The following is a 16,909-nucleotide window of genomic DNA, read 5'->3' as shown; positions in this document are numbered from 1 at the left end:
CGACCTCTACACCGAAGGAGACGCGGCATGAAGGTCGCGGCATGCGGCATGATCTCAGGGGCGGCTTCGGCATGAGCCTGCGCATCGACAGGCGGCTGGCCCTCGGTACGCTCGCGGCGGGCCTCGCCGCGCCGGCGCTCGCGCGCACGCCCTTCGTCATCGATGGCGCGGGACGGCAGGTGCCGATCCCGGCGAGCGTCGGCCGTGTCTTCCCGGCCGGCCCCCCGGCCGCCATCCTGCTCTACACGCTCGCCCCTGATCTGCTCATCGGCTGGCCGCGCGCCAATCGGCCGGAGGAACGCGAGTTCCTGCTGCCCGAGGTCGGGTCGCGGCCGGAGGTCGGCCGCATCACCGGCCGCGGCAACACCGCCAATCTCGAACTGGTGCTGGCGCTCCGCCCGGATCTCATCCTCGATTCCGGCTCGACCCGTCGCACCTTCGCCGAACTCGCCGACCGCGTGCAGGGGCAGACCGGCATTCCCTATGCGCTGCTCGACGGCCGCTTCGACGCCATTCCCGGCAGCTACATCACGCTTGGCCAGCTCACCGGCTTCGAACGGCGGGCGAAGCTCCTGTCGGACTGGGCCGAAGAGACGATGAAGACGCTGCTGTCACGCACCGAGACCGTGCCGCAGGAGCGCCGGCCCCGCGTCTACTATGCCCGCGGGCCCCGCGGCCTCGAGACGGGCCTCGCCGGCTCCATCAATGTCGAGACGGTGGAGTTCCTCGGCGCGGTGAACGTTGCCCGCGACGCCATGGGCGGCGGGCTCGCCAGTGTCTCGCTCGAACAGGTGCTTGCCTGGAATCCCGAGGTGATCATCACCATCGACCAGACCTTCGCCGCCACTGTGCGGTCCGACCCGGCCTGGCGCGGGGTGAAGGCGGTGGCGGATGGGCGGGTCCATCTCTCACCGAAGATCCCCTTCGGCTGGGTGGATTTCCCGCCCTCGGTGAACCGGCTCGCCGGGCTCTGGTGGCTCGCCAAGATCCTCTATCCCGCGCTGGTCAGCGAGGACATCCGGACGCTGACGCGCGACTTCCACACGCTGTTCTACCATGTGACCCCGACCGAGGCGCAGATCGACCGCGTCCTCGCCGGCCGCGACTGATCATGAGCCCGGCGCGATCCTTCAGCGGCGGGGCCGTCGCGGTGGCGGTGCTCGTCCTCGGCATCGGCGTCGCCTTCGCGGTGGGGCGGTTTCCTGTCACCCTGACCGATATCGCGGTGGCGCTGTGGTCGCGCCTGACCGGCACGCCCTCGGGCCTGTCGCCGGCGGTGGAGGCGGTGATCTTCCAGATCCGCGGGCCACGCGTGCTGGCGGCGCTCGCCTGCGGTGCGGCGCTGGCCATTGCGGGCGCCGCCTTCCAGGGGCTGTTCCGCAATCCGCTGGTCTCCCCGGACATTCTCGGGGCGTCATCGGGGGCGGCGCTGGGAGCGGTGCTGGCCATCCTCTTCTCCTTCGGCATCTTCGGCATCCAGGCCGCGGCCTTCGTCGGCGGACTGGTGGCGGTCGCGGCCGTCTATGCGGTCGGCTCCACCATCCGGTCGGGCGATCCGATCCTGACCCTGGTGCTGACCGGCGTGGTCATGGGCGCGCTGCTCGGCGCGGGCGTCGGGCTCGTGAAGGTGCTCGCCGATCCCTACAACCAGCTGCCGGCCATGACCTTCTGGCTGCTCGGGAGCCTCTCGGCCGCGAGCCCCGCCGATCTCCTGCCGCTTGCAGGTCCCGTGGTCATCGGCGCGGCGGTCCTGGTGGCGCTGCGCTGGCGGATGAACGCGTTGTCGCTGCCGGAGGAGGAGGCCCGCGCCCTCGGCCTTCCCACGGGCCTCTTGCGCATCGTCATCGTCGTCGCGGCGACGCTGACCACCGCGGCAAGCGTCGCTGCCGCCGGCATCATCGGCTGGGTGGGGCTGGTCGTGCCGCATCTCGCGCGGTTCCTGGTCGGCCCTGATTTCGGCAAGCTCATCCCGGCCTCGGCGCTGCTCGGCGGCGGCTATCTCCTGCTCATCGACACGCTTGCCCGCACGCTTGGGCCGGTCGAGGTGCCGCTCGGCATCCTCACGGCGGTGATCGGGACGCCCTTCTTTATCTGGCTCCTCGCCTCGTCGCGTGGGGGCTGGTCGTGACGCTCGCCGCCCAGGATCTCGCCTTCGGCTATCGCGGCCACCCCGTGGGGCAGGGGGTCAGCCTCGCCGTCGCGGCGGGGGAGGTGCTGGCGCTGCTCGGCCCCAATGGTGGGGGCAAGACGACGCTTCTCAAGACGCTGCTCGGACTGCTGCCGCCCCAGGCCGGGTCGGTGATGCTCGACGGGCGCGACCTCGCGGCGATCCCGGTCCGCGAGCGCGCCCGCCTCGTCGCCTATGTGCCGCAGAGCCATCACGGCACCTTCGCCTTCACCGCCTTCGACGTGGTGCTGATGGGCCGCACGGCCCATGGCGGGCTCTTCGCCCGTCCCGGCGCGAAGGACCGGGCGGTTGCCGCCGCCATGCTGGAACGGCTCGGCATCGCCCATCTCTCCGGCCGGTCCGTGACGATGATCTCGGGCGGTGAGCGGCAGCTCGTGCTGGTCGCCCGCGCCCTCGCCCAAGAGCCACGCTTCATCGTGCTCGACGAGCCGACGGCGAGCCTCGACTTCGGCAACCAGGGCAAGGTCATGCGGCAGATCCGCAGCCTGGCGGCCGACGGGCTCGGCGTCCTGTTCACGACCCACGACCCGAACCAGGCGCTCGGCCATGCCGATCGCGTCGCGCTGCTGCGCGACGGTGGGGTGATGGCGGTGGGGCCAGTCGCCGAGGTCCTGTCGCAGGAGCGGCTCGCGGCGCTCTACGGCGCGCCGGTGGAGACGGTCGTGGAGCCGGGCGGGCGAACGGCCTTCCTGCCGGGGTAAGGGTCGCCGTTTCGCACGCCGCGCGGGAGGGTCTAACGCGTGAACCTCCACCCGTCATGCCCGGGTTTATCCCGGGCATCCACGAATTCCTCTGATGGCGGTGGTCAAGTCGTGGATGCCCGGCACAAGGCCGGGCATGACGCGGGGAAGACGGTCCGGGGACAGGCCCGAGCGCCCCTCACTTCGCCTTCGGGTCCAGCGCGTCCCTCAGGCCGTCGCCGAGCAGGTTGAAGCTCAGCACCGTCAGGAAGATCGCGATCCCCGGGAAGACCGCCATCCACGGCGCGTTCGACAGGAAGCGCTGGGCGACGTTCAGCATCGATCCCCAGGAGGGCGCGGGCGGCTGCTGGCCGAGACCGAGGAAGGAGAGCGAGGCTTCCGCAATAATCGCCGTGGCGATGGTGAGCGTGCCCTGCACCAGCAATTGCGGCATGACGTTCGGCAGGATGTGGGTGAAGGCGATGCGCAGCTTGGTGTTGCCCACCGCCCGCGCCGCCTCGACATAGTCCTCCATCTTGATCGACAGGACCTGGCCGCGCGTGAGGCGCACGAAGACCGGCGTCGCGGTGATGCCGATGGCGATCATGGCGTTCTGCAGCGAGGGGCCGAGGAAGGCCGCGAGCGCGATGGCGAGGATGAGGAAGGGGCTCGCCAGCATGGCGTCGGTGATGCGCGAGATGAGCGCGTCCACCCAGCCACCGGCATAGCCCGCGAGCAGCCCCAGCGGCACGCCTGCGGCAATGGCGATGGCGACCGAGATGACGCCGGCCGAGAGCGAGGCGCGGGTTCCGTAGACGATGCGGGAGAAGATGTCGCGGCCGACCTCGTCGGTGCCGAACCAGTGCATCCAGGACGGGGCCTGGCGGACCGCCCGCCAGCTCTGCTGCGTCGGGTCGTGGGTGGCGATCAGCGGCGCGAAGACCGCCAGCAGCGTCAGCACGACGAGGATGGCCAGCGCCACCATGGCGGTGCGGCGCTTCTTCAGGCGCCGCCAGGCGCGGGCGCCGGGGCTCTCGTGGGTCATGTCGTCGGCGGGTGACGCAAGGGTGGAGGAGGCGGCCATGGGTCAGCTCCTCAGCCGCGGATTGGCGAGGATGTAGCCGATATCGGCCAGGAGATTCAGCACGATATAGGTCGTCGCCGTGATCAGCACGACGCCCTGCACCACCGCGTAGTCGCGGTTGAACACGGCGTCGACGATGAGCTTGCCGAAGCCGGGGATGGAGAAGATCTGCTCGGTCAGCACCGCGCCGGAGAGCAGCGTGCCGAATTCCAGCGCGCCCAGCGTGATGACCGGGGTGAGCGCGTTGCGCAGCGCGTGCTTCAGGATGACCGTGCGGGAATCGAGGCCCTTGGCCCGCGCCGTGCGCACATAGTCGCTCTCCATCACCTGCAGCATGGCGGCGCGGGTGTGGCGCATGATGACGCCGGCGAAGGAATTGCCGAGGACGAAGGCCGGCATGATCGTCGCCGCCATGGAGGCCCAGAAATCCTCGAAGGGCGAGACATAGCCCGAGGCCGGCAGCCATCCCAGCTGCACCGAGAACAGGAAGATCAGCATGATGCCGAGCCAGAAGTTCGGCGTGGAAATGCCCCACAGCGCGACGACGTTGACCACGTAGTCCCAGGCCGTGTCCTTCTTCACCGCCGAGATGATGCCGGCAGGAATGCCGATGCCGAGGGTGAAGATCATCGCCATGATGGCGAGCTGCACCGTCACCGGCAGTTTCTGCGCGACGAGGGTGGAGACGGGCTCGGCGAGGCGCATGCTCTCGCCGAGATCGCCGCGCAGCACGCCCCCGATCCAGGCGAGGTACTGGACGGGGAGCGGCTGGTCGAGCCGGTAGCGCTGGCGGATCTGTTCGATCACCGCCGGGTCCTTCTCCTCACCCGCCATGACGAGGGCAGGGTCTCCGGGCAGCAATTGCTGCAGGAGGAAGATCATCACCGACACGAAGAAGATGGTCGGTATGAGCTGGATCAGGCGCCGGGCGATGAGCGTGAACATGGGTCGCTATCGTGTCAGTTGCCGCGGAAGCGCAGGCCGACGACGCGGACGAGACCGTCCGGGAGCGGCTTGAAGCCCTCGAGGCGGGCGGAGTGAACGATGACCACGGGGCGGTGGTAGAGATAGACGATGTTGCCCTCGGCCAGCAGGATCTCGGTGACCTTCTCGTAGATCGCCTTGCGCTCGGCCGGGCTGGTCTTGGTGCGGGCCTCGTTGAGCAGCGCGTCGACCGCAGGATTGCAGTAGCCGCCGTAGTTCTGCGGCTGGTTGCAGGCGTGGAACGAGTAGACGTTGCCATCCGGATCGGTGCGGCCCGACCAGTTCAGCATATAGGCCTGGTAGCGGCCCTGCTCGGCCTCCTGGAGGGAGGTCGCGAACTCGGTGACGCGGATCTTCAGGTCAAAGCCGGCCTCGGCCGTCATGGCCTGCAGCACCTCGGCGACCTGACGGACCTCCGGGTTGTTCGGCACCATGAAATCAATGGCAAGGGGCCCGCGCACGCCGGCCGCCTGCATCAGCTGGCGGGCCTTGGCGACATCACGCTGCTGCACGGGAAAGCGCGACTGGAAATAGGGATTGTCGGGGTTCACCCACTGGTTGCCCGGCATGGCCGAGCCGTTGAACACGACCTGGTTGATGGCCTGCCGGTCGATGGCGAGCGAGAAGGCCTGGATGATGCGGGGATCGCGGCCGAAGGACTGCCGGCCGGCATCGGACTTGGCGATGTTGAGGGTGATGCCCTGGTAGCCGAGGTCGACGCCGACGGCGAGGCGCAGCTGCGGATTGCTGCGGATCTGCGGGATGTCGGTGGCGAGCGCCCGCTCGATCAGGTCGAGCTGGCCGGAGCGCAGGTTGGCGAGGCGCACGGTCGCGTCGGTGATCGGGCGGTACTCGATGCGCTGGATGGTGACCTTGTCCTTGTCCCAGTAGTCGGCGAAGCGCTCGACGACGATGCGGTCCTGCTGGACGCGCTCGACGAAGCGGTAGGGCCCGGCGCAGACCGGGGCCGAGCCGAAGCGCTCGCCGGCTTCGCGGGCCGCCTTGGGGCTGACGATCATGCCGGCACGGTCGGTGAGCTGGGCGAGGAGCGGCGAGAAGGGCTGCTTCAGCACCAGGCGGACGGTGAGCGGATCGACCACCTCGACCTTGTCGATGGCGGAGATCTCGGGCCGGCGGAACGAGCCCTGCAGCGTCATGTGACGGTCGAGGGTGAAGCGCACCGCCTCGGCATCCATGGGCTCGCCGTCGTGGAACTTGACGCCGGGGCGCAGCTTGATCGTGACGCTGAGGCCGTCAGCCGAGGTCTCATGCGACAGGGCGAGCTGGGGGACGATGTTCAGCTTGTCGTCGATGTCGAAGAGCTTGTCGCAGAGCGAGGCGAAGACGATGCGGCCGACATAGGTGCGCCCGCGTGAGGGATCCAGCACATCCGGATCCTCGGCGAGGCCGATGCGCAGCACGGATTGCTGGGCGTGAGCTGCGGGCGCGGCGGCGGTCAGCGTACCGGCCGCGAGGAGGGCGGCGGTCAGGAGCTTCAACTTGGTCATCCGTGTCGTCCTCTGGTGATGTCGGCGCCTTGGGCGCTTCTGATGGTTGGGGGGAAGGGGATCAGCCGCCGGCCTCTCGGGCCACGGCGGCATCGATGGCGGCGTTGATCACGTCGCGGTCGAAGGTGCCGCTCGGGTCCTCGGCGGTGGCGAAGAATCGGGCGAAATGGACGAAGCGCTCCCGCGAGACCTTTTCCAGTCTCTCGAGCTCGGCGAGCGGATCGGCATGGTCGTCGACGCGCAGCGACAGGGCCGGGTATTCCTGGCCCTCGTGGATGAGGATGGCGGCGGACTGCTTGCCGCGCTTGTCGCCGCCTGCGGCCTCGCCGGCCTTCAGCGCCGCGATAAGCCGGCGCGCGAAGGGCTGGCCCGCCCCGTCGCGGAAGGCGCGGGCGGTCTCGGCGATGACCTCGGGACCGGCCAGCATGTTGCCGGCGACCGAGAAGCCCTCATGGATCGCGTGGCCGCACCAGTCGATGCAAGCCCCGCCCGTATGGGCGGCGAAACGGCCGGCGCGGTCCATCACGTGGAGCTGGCGATGGTCGGCGCCGGCATCGGAGGCGACGAGGAAGCGCACGATGTCATCGGCCGGCACGCCTTCGCGCAGGAGGCGCAGGCCGCGCGGGCCATAGGTCGGGTTGAGAAGGGCCTGCGTGGCGACAGCGCCGCCGGCCGGGTCGATATGCGGCAGCAACGCGCCGACGGCGAAGAACCGCGTCGCCACGGCAATGCCGATGGCCCCCGTGGCCTCGTCCCGGGCGATGAGCGACCAGGTCATGCCGCGATCCTTCCGCGCCGGTTCATCATCGGCCCACCGCGTAGCCCTGCATGCCGCGCGGATTGGCGCCGGCCTTGAGGCGCACGCCCTCCTTGCGGGCGCCGGTGAGGCGGCCCTCCGACCAGGCGCCGCCGACCTCGACCTCGTGGCCGCGACGGCGCAGCTCGTCGATGGTCGCCTGCGGGAAGCGGCTTTCGACCACGATGACGCCGGGGCGCGAGGTGCGCGGCCAGAACGAGCCGGGAAAATGCTCGGTGTGCCAGGCGGGCGCATCGATCGCTTCCTGGATGTTCATGCCGGCATGGACGTGGCGAAGGAACATCTGCGGGATCCACTGGTCCTGCTGGTCGCCGCCGGGCGACCCCCAGGCGAGATAGGGCGCTCCATCGCGGAAGGCGATGGTGGGGGTCAGCGTCGAGCGCGGACGTTTTCCCGGCACGAGGGCGGCGGGGTGGGTCTCGTCGAGCCAGAACATCTGGGCGCGCGAGCCGAGGCAGAAGCCGAGCTCGGGGATGACCGGCGAGGATTGCAGCCAGCCGCCCGAGGGCGTCGAGGAGACCATGTTGCCCCAGCGGTCGATGATGTCGAAATGGACGGTGTCGCCGCGGGTGACGCCGTTCGGGTCGGTGTCGATGTCACCGACGGTCGGCTCGCCGGCGCCCGTCGCGCCGACCGCGATACGCTTGCCGGATGCGACGCGGGCATCGACCTTGCCGCCGGCACCCGCGATGGTGCCGGGGCGCAGCTCCAGCGAAGCGGTGTCGCCGATCAGCTTCCGGCGCTCGGCATTGTAGGCCTCGGACAAGAGGGTCTCGATCGGCACGTCGACGAAGGCCGGGTCGCCGTAGAAGGCCTCGCGGTCGGCGAAGGCGAGCTTGGCGGCCTCGGTGACGAGGTGGACGAAGTCCGGGCCTGCGACGTCGATGCCGTCGAGGTCGAAGCCCTTGAGCAGCGCAAGCTGCTGCAGGCAGGCGAGGCCCTGGCTCCAGGTGCTCGGCTTGAAGACGCGGTAGCGGCCGTAGTCGTAGTGGATAGGCGCCTCGACGGTGGCGGTCCAGGTCGCCATGTCCTGGCCGGTGAGGACGCCGCGGTTGTGCTGGCCGGTGACGTCGAACACGGCCTCGGTGCGGCAATAGCGGTCGATGGCCTCGGCGACGAAGCCCTGTGACCAGGCCTTGCGGGCCCGCTCGATCTCCTGCTCGCGCGTACCGCCCTCGCATTCCCGGAGGATGCGCTCGTAGGTCTCGGCGAGCTTGACGTTGGTGAAGAGGTCGCCGGGCCTCGGCACGGCCCCGCCGGGCAGATAGACGGCGGCCGAGGAGGCCCAGTGCTCGCGGAAGAGGCTCTCGACCGTCTTGATCGTGTCGGTGATGCGCTCGACCAGCGGATAGCCGTGGCGGGCATAGCCGATGGCCGCCTCCAGCACGTCGCGCGGGCGCATCGTGCCGTAGTCGCGCAGCATCAACATCCAGGTGTCGAAGGCGCCGGGAATGCAGGTGGCGAGGAGCCCGGTGCCGGGCACGAGGTCGAGGCCAAGCGAGCGGTAGTGGTCGATGGTGGCGCCGGCGGGGGCCGGGCCCTGGCCGCAGATGACCTCCACCTCGCCCTTCCTGACGTCGTAGAGGATCACCGGCACGTCGCCGCCCGGGCCGTTCAGGTGCGGCTCGACCACCTGGAGGGTGAAGGCCGCGGCGCAGCCGGCATCGAAGGCGTTGCCGCCGCGCTCCAGGATGCCCATGGCGACGGCAGAGGCGATCCAGTGCGTCGTCGCGACGACGCCGAACGTGCCGTCGATCTCCGGCCGGGTGGTGAAACGAGCCATGCTGGGGTCTTCCTTCCAGGCCCTTGCCGCACGCGGCGAAGGGGCGCCTCCGGAGAGGCTTGTATCATAAGCAAGACATGAGCCAAGTCGGCAAGGGAGAGCGAGGCGCCTTGTCGCGCCCCGGCTCAGCCCTTGAAGGCGAGGCCGCCGTCGATGTCGAGGGTCGCGCCCGAGACGTATCCACAGGCGGGGGAGGCGAGAAAGGCCGCCGCGTTGGCGATTTCCTTCGGGTCGATGAGGCGGCCGAGCGGCAGGTCGGTCAGCATCTCCTCCCAGCGGCTTTCGTCGCCGAAGGCATCGAGTGCCCGTTTCTTGGACAGCGAGATGATGCGGTCGGTGCGGGTGGCGGCAGGATTGATGGCGAAGACCCGCACGCCCCATTCCTGCGACTTGCCGCCGACAGCGCCCGTGAAGGCCATGAGAGCGGCATTGCCGGCGCCGCCGCAGACATAGCTGTAGCGGGGAAGGCGGCCGGCCATGCCGATGATGTTGACGATGACGCCGCCGCCCCGTTCCTTCATGCCGCCGAGGGCGAGCTTGGTGAGGTGGATGTAGCCCATCACCTTGAGCGCCCAGGCCTCCTCCCAGGTCTCCATGGACATGTCGAGGAGGCCGCCTGCGGGGATGGCGCCGGCATTGTTGACGAGGATGTCGGCGTCGCGGTGGTTGGCCCAGAGCGCCTCCCGGTCGGCGGGGCGGGATAGGTCCGCCGAGGTGATCTCCACCGGACCCTGGTGGCGGGCCTGGATCTCCGCCGCCGCTGCCTTCAGCCGCGTCGCGTCCCGCGACACCATCACCACATGGGCGCCCTCGGCAGCGAAGACCTCGGCGCAGGCGCGCCCGATCCCCTTCGAGGCGCCGGTGACGATGACCTTCTTGCCGGCGAGACCGAGATCCATGATGGGCTCCTCACTCGCCCTTGAAGTCGGGCAGGCGCTTTTCGAGGAAAGCCTTCTGGCCCTCCTTGTAGTCGGCGGAGGCGAAGCAGCGGGCGACGAGGGCGTCGACCGCATCGGCGTCCTGCTCGGCCTCGGGCTTCGACAGTTCGACCAGCGAGCGCTTGATCGCGGCCAGCGTCAACGGGGCATTGGCGGCCACAGTGTCGAGATAGGCCTTCACCTCGGCATCGAAGCTCTCGCGTGGCCAGGCGCGATGGACGACCTTGGCGCGCTCGGCATCGGTGGAATCGAGGATGCGGGCGGAGATGAGGATGTCGGCGACAGCGGCGACGCCGAGCTTCTTCACCATCATCTTCACGCTGGAGAAGCCGTAGCCGAGGCCAAGGCGGGCCGCCGGCACGCGGAAGCGCGAATCCGCCGTGGCAAAGCGCAGGTCGCAGGTGAGGGCGAGGGCGCAACCGCCGCCGAAGCAGATGCCGCGGATGACGGCGATGGTCGGCTTGGCCGCATCGTGGATCGCCGCCATGCCGTTGGCGACGGCGATGTCATAGGCGCGCACGGCCTCCTCGCCGGTGCGCTTCTCGCCGAACTGCGAAATGTCCGCGCCGGCGCAGAAGGCCTTGTCGCCGGCACCGGTGACGACAATGACACGGACGGAGCGGTCCTCCTCCGCGCGCTTCACCAGGCCTGGGACGCTCGACCACATGTCGTACGTCATGGCGTTCATCTTGGCGGGCTGGTCGATGGTCAGCGTCGCGACGCCGGCTGCGACGGCATAGCGGACGGAGGGGGTGTGGGCTTCGGTCACGGATCAGTCCTTGGGTCCTGGAATGGGCTTTGGCTCAGACGACGCGGGAGGCGCGCAGGCCGGCGATCTCGTCGGGGGAGAAGCCGGCCTCGGCCAGCACCTCTTCGGTATGTTCGCCGGGCTCGGCGACGGGCGTCTCGATGGCCCAGGGCGTGCGCGACATGACGAGGGGCTGGGCAATGAGGCGGATGTCGCCGCGGGCATGGTGGTGGACCGGCACGGCCATGCCGAGATGCTCGACCTGCGGATCGGCGAAGACCTCGTCCATGGTGTAGATCGGCCCTGCCGGCACGCCCTCGCTCTCCAGGCGATCGAGCCAGTGGGCGGTGGACTGGGTGCGGAACAGGTCGCCGAGGAGGCCCATCAGGGCCGGGCGGTTCTTGAAGCGAAGCTTTGCGTCGGCGTAGTCGGGATGGTCGGCAAGGTCGTCGCGGCCGATGGCCGTGCAGAAGCTCTTCCACTGGCCCTCGCCGCCAACGCCGACATTGATGTAGCCGTCGGCGGTGGGCAGCACGCCCATGGGCGTGGAATGCGGATGGTCGTTGCCGTTCTGCGGAGGAACCTTGCCCTCGACCGTGTAGACGGCGGCCTGGAAGTCGCACATGGCGATCATGGCCTGGAGCAGCGAGGTCTGCACCCACTGGCCCTCGCCGGACTTCTCGCGCTCGGCCAGCGCGACGAGGATGCCGGTGGCCGCATAGACACCGGCGGCGGAGTCGGCGACGGCGATTCCGGCGCGCATCGGCCCCTCGCCGGGATGGCCGGTGATGGCCATGAGCCCGCCCATGCCTTGCGCGATCTGGTCGAAGCCGGCGCGGGTGCGGTAGGGGCCGGTCTGGCCGAAGCCGGAGACCGAGGCGAGGATGATGCGCGGGTTCACCGCGCGCAGGGCCTCGTAGCCGATGCCGAGGCGGTCCTTCACGTCCGGCCGGTAGTTCTCGACGACCACGTCGGCCGTCTCCACCAGCTTCAGGAAGACGGCGCGGCCCTCTTGGGTCTTGAGGTTGAGGGTCAGCGACCGCTTGTTGCGGTGCAGGTTCTGCATGTCGAAGCCGTGGCGGTCGCCCGACATGTTCTCGTTCGGGTCAACGCCGGGCGGGGCCTCGATCTTGATCACGTCCGCGCCGAAATCCGCGAGGACGCGGCAGCAGGTGGGCCCCGCGCGCACGCGCGTGAGATCAAGGACGCGAATGTGGTCGAGCGCGGTCGATGGGCGCGGTCTGGGCATGTCCTGTCCGGGGCCTTTGGGCAGAAGGGCCCGCAGACTAGGGCGGTTCCGCCGCCGACGGAAAGGGGACAGCCGGCATGACAGGCCGGCTGTGAGTTGATCCAGCGCAGCGACTGGCGGGCGGGAGAGGTCCATGCTGCCCGTCATGGTCACACAGGAGGTTCCCATGCTCGCACGGACTCCCGCACCCCCGTCCCCGTCCCAACCCGGTCCCGCCGACCTCGTCGCCTATGCTGCCGCCTTGCCGGCGGTGGCGAGCGCCGTCGGCGCCGAACTGCGCGACTTCGCCGCAGAACGGCTGAAGGCGCAGGGCGAGCGCATCCGCGCCTGGTCGTCGATCCGCTCGCCGCTCGACTTCATCGACATCGAGCTGCGCTTTGCGGCGGAAACCCTCGGCGCCTATGCCGACGAGGCCATGCACCTGCAGGAGGTTGCCCGCACCGCGGCGGAGGTCGTCGCGCCCTCGTCGCGGGGCTGATCGGGGACGCACCATGGGACGGCGCATCGCCATCATCCAGGGGCATCCGGACCTCGCGCCGGAACGCCTCTGCCGCCGGCTGGCCGCGGCCTACGCCGCCGGCGCCGCCGAGGCGGGCCATGAGGTCCGTGTCATCGACGTCGCGACGCTCCACCTGCCGATGCTCGCCACCAAGGCCGATTTCGAGACCGGCACCGCCCCGGATGCGGCCCGCGCGGCGCAGGAGACGCTGGCCTGGGCCGAGCACTGGCTCATTCTCTATCCGCTGTGGCTCGGCTCCATGCCGGCCCTGCTCAAGGGCTTCTTCGAGCAGGTGGGCCGGCCCGGTTTCGCCTTCCGCTACCGCGACAAGGGCTTCCCGGAGAAGCTCATGGCCGGCCGCAGCGCCCACGTGGTCGTGACCATGGGCATGCCCGGCTTTCTCTATCGCTGGTTCTACGGCGCCCACAGCCTCAAGGCCCTGAAGCGCAACATCCTCGGCTTCATCGGCGTCGGCCCCATCCGCGACACGGTCATCGGCGGCGTCGACGGCCTCGGACCCGAGGGCGTGGCCAAGCTGGAGACCCGGTTCCGCGGGCTCGGCGCCACGGCGGGCTGACGCGCCTGCAAAGCCCGCCCTCCCGTTATGCGACGGGGCGGCTGGTCGGCACGCGGCGAGTGTGGTTCTGTGCCGCCCCCGAACGGACGGGCGGCCTGCCGCACCGTCCGCGATGCGATCCGAGGAGGCACCGCCCATGACCCAAGTGTTCCGCAACTTCATCGCCGGCGAGTTCGTCTCGCCCGCCAAGGCGGCGCCGAACCTCAACCCGTCCAACACCACCGAGGTGGTCGGCGAGTATGCCCAGGGTACGGTCGAGGACCTCAACGCCGCCGTCGCCGCCGCCAAGGAGGCCTTCCCAGCCTGGAGCCGGTCCAACCCGCAGCTGCGCTACGACGTGCTGATGAAGGCCTCGAACGAGGTCATGGCGCGCAAGGAAGAGCTCGGTGCGCTGCTCTCCCGCGAGGAGGGCAAGACCCTTCCCGAGGGCATCGGCGAGGTCGCCCGCGCCGGCCAGATCCTGTCCTTCTTCGCCGGCGAGGCGCTGCGCCTCAACGGCGAGCTGGTGAACTCGGTCCGTCCGGGCGTCGGCATCGAGATCACCCGCGAGGCCGTTGGCGTCATCGGCATGATCACGCCGTGGAACTTCCCCATCGCCATCCCCTGCTGGAAGATCGCCCCGGCGCTGGCCTACGGCAACACCATCGTCATCAAGCCGGCCGACCTCGTGCCGGGCTCGACCTGGGCGCTGGTCGACATCCTCAACCGCGCCGGCCTGCCCAGGGGCGTGCTCAACCTCGTCATGGGCCGTGGTTCGGTGGTGGGCCAGGCGATGCTGGAGCATCCGGATGTCCACGCCATCTCCTTCACCGGCTCGGTCTCGACCGGCCGCCGCATCGCCGCGGCCTGCGTCGCCGCGACGCCAATGAAGAAGGTGCAGCTGGAAATGGGCGGCAAGAACCCGCTCGTCGTGCTGGATGACGCCGATCTTGCCGTGGCCGTCGAATGCGCCGCCAATGGCGCCTTCTTCTCCACCGGCCAGCGCTGCACGGCCTCCTCGCGCCTCATCGTCACCGACGGCATCCACGACAAGTTCGTCGATGCGCTGACCGAGCGGCTGAAGGGCCTGGTCGTCGACGACGCGATGAAGTCCGGCACCCATATCGGCCCGGTCGTGGACCAGAGCCAGCTCGACCAGGACGAGAAGTACATCGCCATCGGCCGCGACGAGGGCGCGAAGCTCCATTGGGGTGGCGAGCGTCTGAACCGCGACAATCCCGGCTTCTTCCTGCAGCCGGCTTTGTTCACCGGCGTCGCCAACACCATGCGCATCGCCCGCGAGGAGATCTTCGGGCCGGTGGCGGCGGTCATCCGCGCCAAGGGCTATGACGAGGCGCTGGCGATCGCCAACGACACCGATTTCGGCCTCTCGGCGGGCATCTGCACGACCTCGCTGAAGTATGCGTCGCACTTCAAGCGCAATGCCGAGGCCGGCATGGTCATGGTCAACCTGCCGACGGCGGGCGTCGATTATCACGTGCCGTTCGGCGGCCGGAAGGGCTCGAGCTATGGCCCGCGCGAGCAGGGCGCCTATGCCCGCGAGTTCTACACCACGGTGAAGACCTCCTACACGCTGGCATGACGGGGAGGGGGCTCATCACGTCATGTGATTGCCCCTGACCAAGGGCCTCATTGGCCCCTCACCCTTCCCTCTCCCCGCTCGCGGGGAGAGGGTGACCACGATGTCCCGACCTTTCCGATCGCTGCGTGCCAGGCCCGGCCGTAGCCGTTATCCCGCGACGCTTTTGCCCCCTCTCCCCGCCTGCGGGGAGAGGGAAGGGTGAGGGGCCGTTCGGTCCCTCCCCCTAAACGCGGCCTCACCCCAGCAGCTGCCCGCCATCCACGACCACGGTCTGCCCGGTCACCCAGCCGGCATAGGGCGAGGCAAGGAAGAGCACGACATTGGCGACCTCCTGCGGGGTGCCGAGCCGCTTGAAGGGGATCGAGCCGAGGATGCGGTTGTAGAGGGCGGGAGCGGTCGTCTTGCGCTGCTCCCAGCTGCCGCCGGGAAACTCGATGGAGCCGGGCGCCACGCAATTGGCGCGAATGCCCTTCGGCGCGAGCGCCGCCGCCTGGCTCGACGTGTACTGGATGACCGCCGCCTTCACCGCCGCATAGGCGGCCGTGCGGACCGACGGACGGTAGCCGGAGATCGACGCGACATTGACGATCGAGGCGCCGGTCGCGGCCTCGAGGAAGGTCATGGCGGCGTGGCTCGCCCGCACCGTCGCCATGACGTCGACGTTCAGCCCTTTCTGCCAGCCCTCCTCGGTGTCGCCCATGCCGAAGCCCGAGGCGTTGTTGACGAGGATGTCGATGCCACCGAGGGCCTTGGCGGCGGCCGGGACATAGGCGGCGATCGCCTCGCCATCGGCGAGGTCGCAGGAGGCCTGATGGGCTGTCACGCCATGGGCGGCGATCTCGGCGGCCGTGGCCTTCAGGGCCTCCTCGCCGCGGGCGCAGATGGAGACGCCCGCGCCCGCCGCCGCAAAGCCCAGCGCGATGGAGCGGCCGATGCCGCGGCTGCCGCCGCAGACGACGACGCGCTTGCCCTTGAAGTCGAATGCCATGGTCGATCCCTCATGATCCGGCCTGCCGCCGGGAGTGGCCGAGCATGGCACAGGCCGCTTCACCCCGCTCCGATGGCTGGGCGCGGCCTGCCATGTCCGCGACGCACGGGGCGTGGCGGCCGAGCGGCCCGTCAGGGCAGGTCGATGATCTCGACCCAGTTGGGGTCCCGGCCGATGGGGTACTGCTGCAATGTTCGCAGCGCGCCACTCGCCTGGTCGATGGCATAGACGGTCGCGCCGTTCGACTTCTGCCCCACGGCCACGAGGAATCGCCCGCGCGGGTCGACGTTGAAGCCGCGCGGCTGCGTCTCCGTCGGCACGCTGCCGATCGTCGTGAGGGCACCGGTGGCGGCGTCGACGCGGTAGGCGGTCAGCGTCGAGGTCGTCCGCTCGGAGGCGTAGAGGAAGCGGCCGTCCGGCGTCAGGTGGATGTCGGCCGCCCAGGGCTTGGCGCCGGCGGCACCCGCCGGCATCGCCGTGGAGGTGGAGGCCTCCGCGAGCGTCCCGGCGGCTGCGTCATAGCGGTAGCTGTTGATGGAGCCATCGAGCTCGTTGATCAGAAAGACGAAGCGGTCGTTCGGGTGGAACACGAAATGCCGCGGCCCGGCGCCGGCCCGGGTCTCGACGAAGGGCGGCGTGTTGGGGGCAAGACGCCCGGTCGCCGCATCGAGCCGGTACTGAAGGACGATGTCGCCGCCGAGATTGGTGGCGAAGACGTTGCGGTTCTGTCGGTCCGCGAGGATCGCATGGGCGTTCTTGCGCGTCTCGATCACCTGGATTGGCTCGCCGCGCGCGACGCCGGACGCCTCGATCGGCGTCACGGCGATCCGATTGCCGCCATAGGACGCCGAGAAGAGGTAGCGGCCCGTTCGGTCTGTCGACAGATAGGCCATGTTGTCGGGCAGGGGCGCGGTCTCGACGTGGGCGAGGCCGCCGGTCTTCGGGTCGATGGCGAAAGTCGAGACCGAGAAGGGCGCCGAGCGCAGCCCGACATAGAGGAACCGCTTGTCGGGCGAGACGGCCATGGGCATGGCGGTGCCGGAGGTCGGGACTCGCGACACCTCGCGAAGGGCGCCCGTTTCCGCGTCCAGCGCCATGGCGACGATCTCGCGGCTCTCGGCATTGGAAATGTAGACCATCGTGGCGGCGTTTGACGCCGGCGCGGCAAGGCAGGCGGCGAGCGTCGCCGCCGCGGCGAAAAGGCTTCTCATCATGGCGTTCGTCCCTGAAATGACCTCGGCGCTTCCGGCCGATTGGATGCCATGCTGACTACCATACAAGTTT

At 69.6% G+C, this 16,909-nt stretch carries 16 protein-coding genes; 6 read left to right on the top strand and 10 right to left on the bottom strand.

Annotated elements, in window-relative coordinates:
• The first annotated feature begins 41 nt into the window (after nucleotides 1–41).
• From C8P69_RS13885 to C8P69_RS13875, 3 genes are read left to right on the top strand one after another with little or no spacing between them, the layout of a single operon-like run.
• Complete coding sequence (locus tag C8P69_RS13885; RefSeq protein ID WP_245902032.1) at nucleotides 42–1,109, top strand: iron ABC transporter substrate-binding protein; 1,068 nt, start codon at nucleotides 42–44, stop codon at nucleotides 1,107–1,109.
• A gap of 2 nt (nucleotides 1,110–1,111) precedes the next feature.
• Nucleotides 1,112–2,128, top strand: coding sequence for a FecCD family ABC transporter permease (locus C8P69_RS13880; protein WP_108178011.1), 1,017 nt, complete (start codon nucleotides 1,112–1,114; stop codon nucleotides 2,126–2,128).
• Nucleotides 2,125–2,889 (top strand): ABC transporter ATP-binding protein, encoded by a 765-nt coding sequence (locus C8P69_RS13875; protein ID WP_108178010.1) that lies wholly within the window; start codon nucleotides 2,125–2,127, stop codon nucleotides 2,887–2,889. Before C8P69_RS13880 ends, C8P69_RS13875 begins: the two co-directional genes overlap by 4 nt.
• 178 nt (nucleotides 2,890–3,067) lie before the next feature.
• On the opposite strand, the gene C8P69_RS13870 is transcribed toward C8P69_RS13875, so the two are convergent.
• From C8P69_RS13870 to C8P69_RS13835, 8 genes are all read right to left on the bottom strand, one after another.
• Nucleotides 3,068–3,913 (bottom strand): ABC transporter permease, encoded by an 846-nt coding sequence (locus C8P69_RS13870; RefSeq protein WP_425440761.1) that lies wholly within the window; start codon nucleotides 3,911–3,913, stop codon nucleotides 3,068–3,070.
• A 42-nt stretch (nucleotides 3,914–3,955) separates the two neighbouring features.
• The gene (locus C8P69_RS13865) at nucleotides 3,956–4,897 is read right to left on the bottom strand and encodes an ABC transporter permease (protein ID WP_108178008.1); all 942 of its coding nucleotides are present in this window, start codon (nucleotides 4,895–4,897) and stop codon (nucleotides 3,956–3,958) included.
• Between the two features lie 14 nt (nucleotides 4,898–4,911).
• Nucleotides 4,912–6,444 carry an ABC transporter substrate-binding protein gene (locus C8P69_RS13860; RefSeq protein WP_108178007.1) on the bottom strand — a complete coding sequence of 511 codons (1,533 nt, stop codon included), beginning with the start codon at nucleotides 6,442–6,444 and terminating at the stop codon, nucleotides 4,912–4,914.
• Between the two features lie 61 nt (nucleotides 6,445–6,505).
• Nucleotides 6,506–7,222 (bottom strand): DUF1028 domain-containing protein, encoded by a 717-nt coding sequence (locus tag C8P69_RS13855; protein ID WP_108178006.1) that lies wholly within the window; start codon nucleotides 7,220–7,222, stop codon nucleotides 6,506–6,508.
• A gap of 25 nt (nucleotides 7,223–7,247) precedes the next feature.
• A complete protein-coding gene (locus C8P69_RS13850) occupies nucleotides 7,248–9,044 on the bottom strand; it encodes a gamma-glutamyltransferase family protein (RefSeq protein ID WP_108178005.1) in 1,797 nt (598 codons plus the stop codon).
• A 125-nt stretch (nucleotides 9,045–9,169) separates the two neighbouring features.
• On the bottom strand, nucleotides 9,170–9,943 hold the full coding sequence (locus C8P69_RS13845; protein ID WP_108178004.1) for a short-chain dehydrogenase/reductase: 774 nt from the start codon (nucleotides 9,941–9,943) through the stop codon (nucleotides 9,170–9,172).
• Nucleotides 9,944–9,953: 10 nt separating this feature from the next.
• Nucleotides 9,954–10,751 carry an enoyl-CoA hydratase gene (locus C8P69_RS13840; protein WP_108178003.1) on the bottom strand — a complete coding sequence of 266 codons (798 nt, stop codon included), beginning with the start codon at nucleotides 10,749–10,751 and terminating at the stop codon, nucleotides 9,954–9,956.
• 34 nt (nucleotides 10,752–10,785) lie between these two features.
• Nucleotides 10,786–11,979: a CaiB/BaiF CoA transferase family protein gene (locus C8P69_RS13835; protein ID WP_108178002.1), complete on the bottom strand. Its 1,194-nt coding sequence runs from the start codon at nucleotides 11,977–11,979 to the stop codon at nucleotides 10,786–10,788.
• 166 nt (nucleotides 11,980–12,145) lie between these two features.
• On the opposite strand from C8P69_RS13835, the gene C8P69_RS13830 reads away from it, so the two are divergent.
• From C8P69_RS13830 to C8P69_RS13820, 3 genes are all read left to right on the top strand, one after another.
• The gene (locus C8P69_RS13830; RefSeq protein ID WP_146167341.1) at nucleotides 12,146–12,457 is read left to right on the top strand and encodes a hypothetical protein; all 312 of its coding nucleotides are present in this window, start codon (nucleotides 12,146–12,148) and stop codon (nucleotides 12,455–12,457) included.
• A gap of 13 nt (nucleotides 12,458–12,470) precedes the next feature.
• On the top strand, nucleotides 12,471–13,055 hold the full coding sequence (locus C8P69_RS13825; protein ID WP_108178000.1) for an NAD(P)H-dependent oxidoreductase: 585 nt from the start codon (nucleotides 12,471–12,473) through the stop codon (nucleotides 13,053–13,055).
• A 136-nt stretch (nucleotides 13,056–13,191) separates the two neighbouring features.
• Nucleotides 13,192–14,637 (top strand): aldehyde dehydrogenase family protein, encoded by a 1,446-nt coding sequence (locus tag C8P69_RS13820; protein WP_108177999.1) that lies wholly within the window; start codon nucleotides 13,192–13,194, stop codon nucleotides 14,635–14,637.
• Nucleotides 14,638–14,872: 235 nt separating this feature from the next.
• Here the strand turns inward: C8P69_RS13820 and C8P69_RS13815 are convergent, their stop codons facing one another.
• Nucleotides 14,873–15,625 (bottom strand): SDR family NAD(P)-dependent oxidoreductase, encoded by a 753-nt coding sequence (locus tag C8P69_RS13815; protein WP_108177998.1) that lies wholly within the window; start codon nucleotides 15,623–15,625, stop codon nucleotides 14,873–14,875.
• 131 nt (nucleotides 15,626–15,756) lie between these two features.
• Nucleotides 15,757–16,839, bottom strand: a complete 1,083-nt coding sequence (locus C8P69_RS13810) for a lactonase family protein (protein WP_108177997.1) — start codon at nucleotides 16,837–16,839, stop codon at nucleotides 15,757–15,759.
• Nucleotides 16,840–16,909 lie beyond the last annotated feature (70 nt).

Source organism: Phreatobacter oligotrophus (assembly GCF_003046185.1).
Classification (GTDB): domain Bacteria; phylum Pseudomonadota; class Alphaproteobacteria; order Rhizobiales; family Phreatobacteraceae; genus Phreatobacter; species Phreatobacter oligotrophus.
The sequence above is the reverse complement of the archived record's forward strand: the minus strand, read 5'-3'. Positions and strand labels throughout refer to the sequence as shown.

What these genes read in the sequence shown, in the direction of transcription:
- C8P69_RS13885 (WP_245902032.1), top strand. Translation starts at nt 42, where the DNA reads ATGCGGCATGATCTCAGGGGCGGCTTCGGCATGAGCCTGCGCATCGAC.
- C8P69_RS13880 (WP_108178011.1), top strand. Translation starts at nt 1,112, where the DNA reads ATGAGCCCGGCGCGATCCTTCAGCGGCGGGGCCGTCGCGGTGGCGGTG.
- C8P69_RS13870 (WP_425440761.1), bottom strand. Translation starts at nt 3,913, where the DNA reads ATGACCCACGAGAGCCCCGGCGCCCGCGCCTGGCGGCGCCTGAAGAAG.
- C8P69_RS13865 (WP_108178008.1), bottom strand. Translation starts at nt 4,897, where the DNA reads ATGTTCACGCTCATCGCCCGGCGCCTGATCCAGCTCATACCGACCATC.
- C8P69_RS13860 (WP_108178007.1), bottom strand. Translation starts at nt 6,444, where the DNA reads ATGACCAAGTTGAAGCTCCTGACCGCCGCCCTCCTCGCGGCCGGTACG.
- C8P69_RS13855 (WP_108178006.1), bottom strand. Translation starts at nt 7,222, where the DNA reads ATGACCTGGTCGCTCATCGCCCGGGACGAGGCCACGGGGGCCATCGGC.
- C8P69_RS13850 (WP_108178005.1), bottom strand. Translation starts at nt 9,044, where the DNA reads ATGGCTCGTTTCACCACCCGGCCGGAGATCGACGGCACGTTCGGCGTC.
- C8P69_RS13845 (WP_108178004.1), bottom strand. Translation starts at nt 9,943, where the DNA reads ATGGATCTCGGTCTCGCCGGCAAGAAGGTCATCGTCACCGGCGCCTCG.
- C8P69_RS13835 (WP_108178002.1), bottom strand. Translation starts at nt 11,979, where the DNA reads ATGCCCAGACCGCGCCCATCGACCGCGCTCGACCACATTCGCGTCCTT.
- C8P69_RS13830 (WP_146167341.1), top strand. Translation starts at nt 12,146, where the DNA reads ATGCTCGCACGGACTCCCGCACCCCCGTCCCCGTCCCAACCCGGTCCC.
- C8P69_RS13825 (WP_108178000.1), top strand. Translation starts at nt 12,471, where the DNA reads ATGGGACGGCGCATCGCCATCATCCAGGGGCATCCGGACCTCGCGCCG.
- C8P69_RS13820 (WP_108177999.1), top strand. Translation starts at nt 13,192, where the DNA reads ATGACCCAAGTGTTCCGCAACTTCATCGCCGGCGAGTTCGTCTCGCCC.
- C8P69_RS13815 (WP_108177998.1), bottom strand. Translation starts at nt 15,625, where the DNA reads ATGGCATTCGACTTCAAGGGCAAGCGCGTCGTCGTCTGCGGCGGCAGC.
- C8P69_RS13810 (WP_108177997.1), bottom strand. Translation starts at nt 16,839, where the DNA reads ATGATGAGAAGCCTTTTCGCCGCGGCGGCGACGCTCGCCGCCTGCCTT.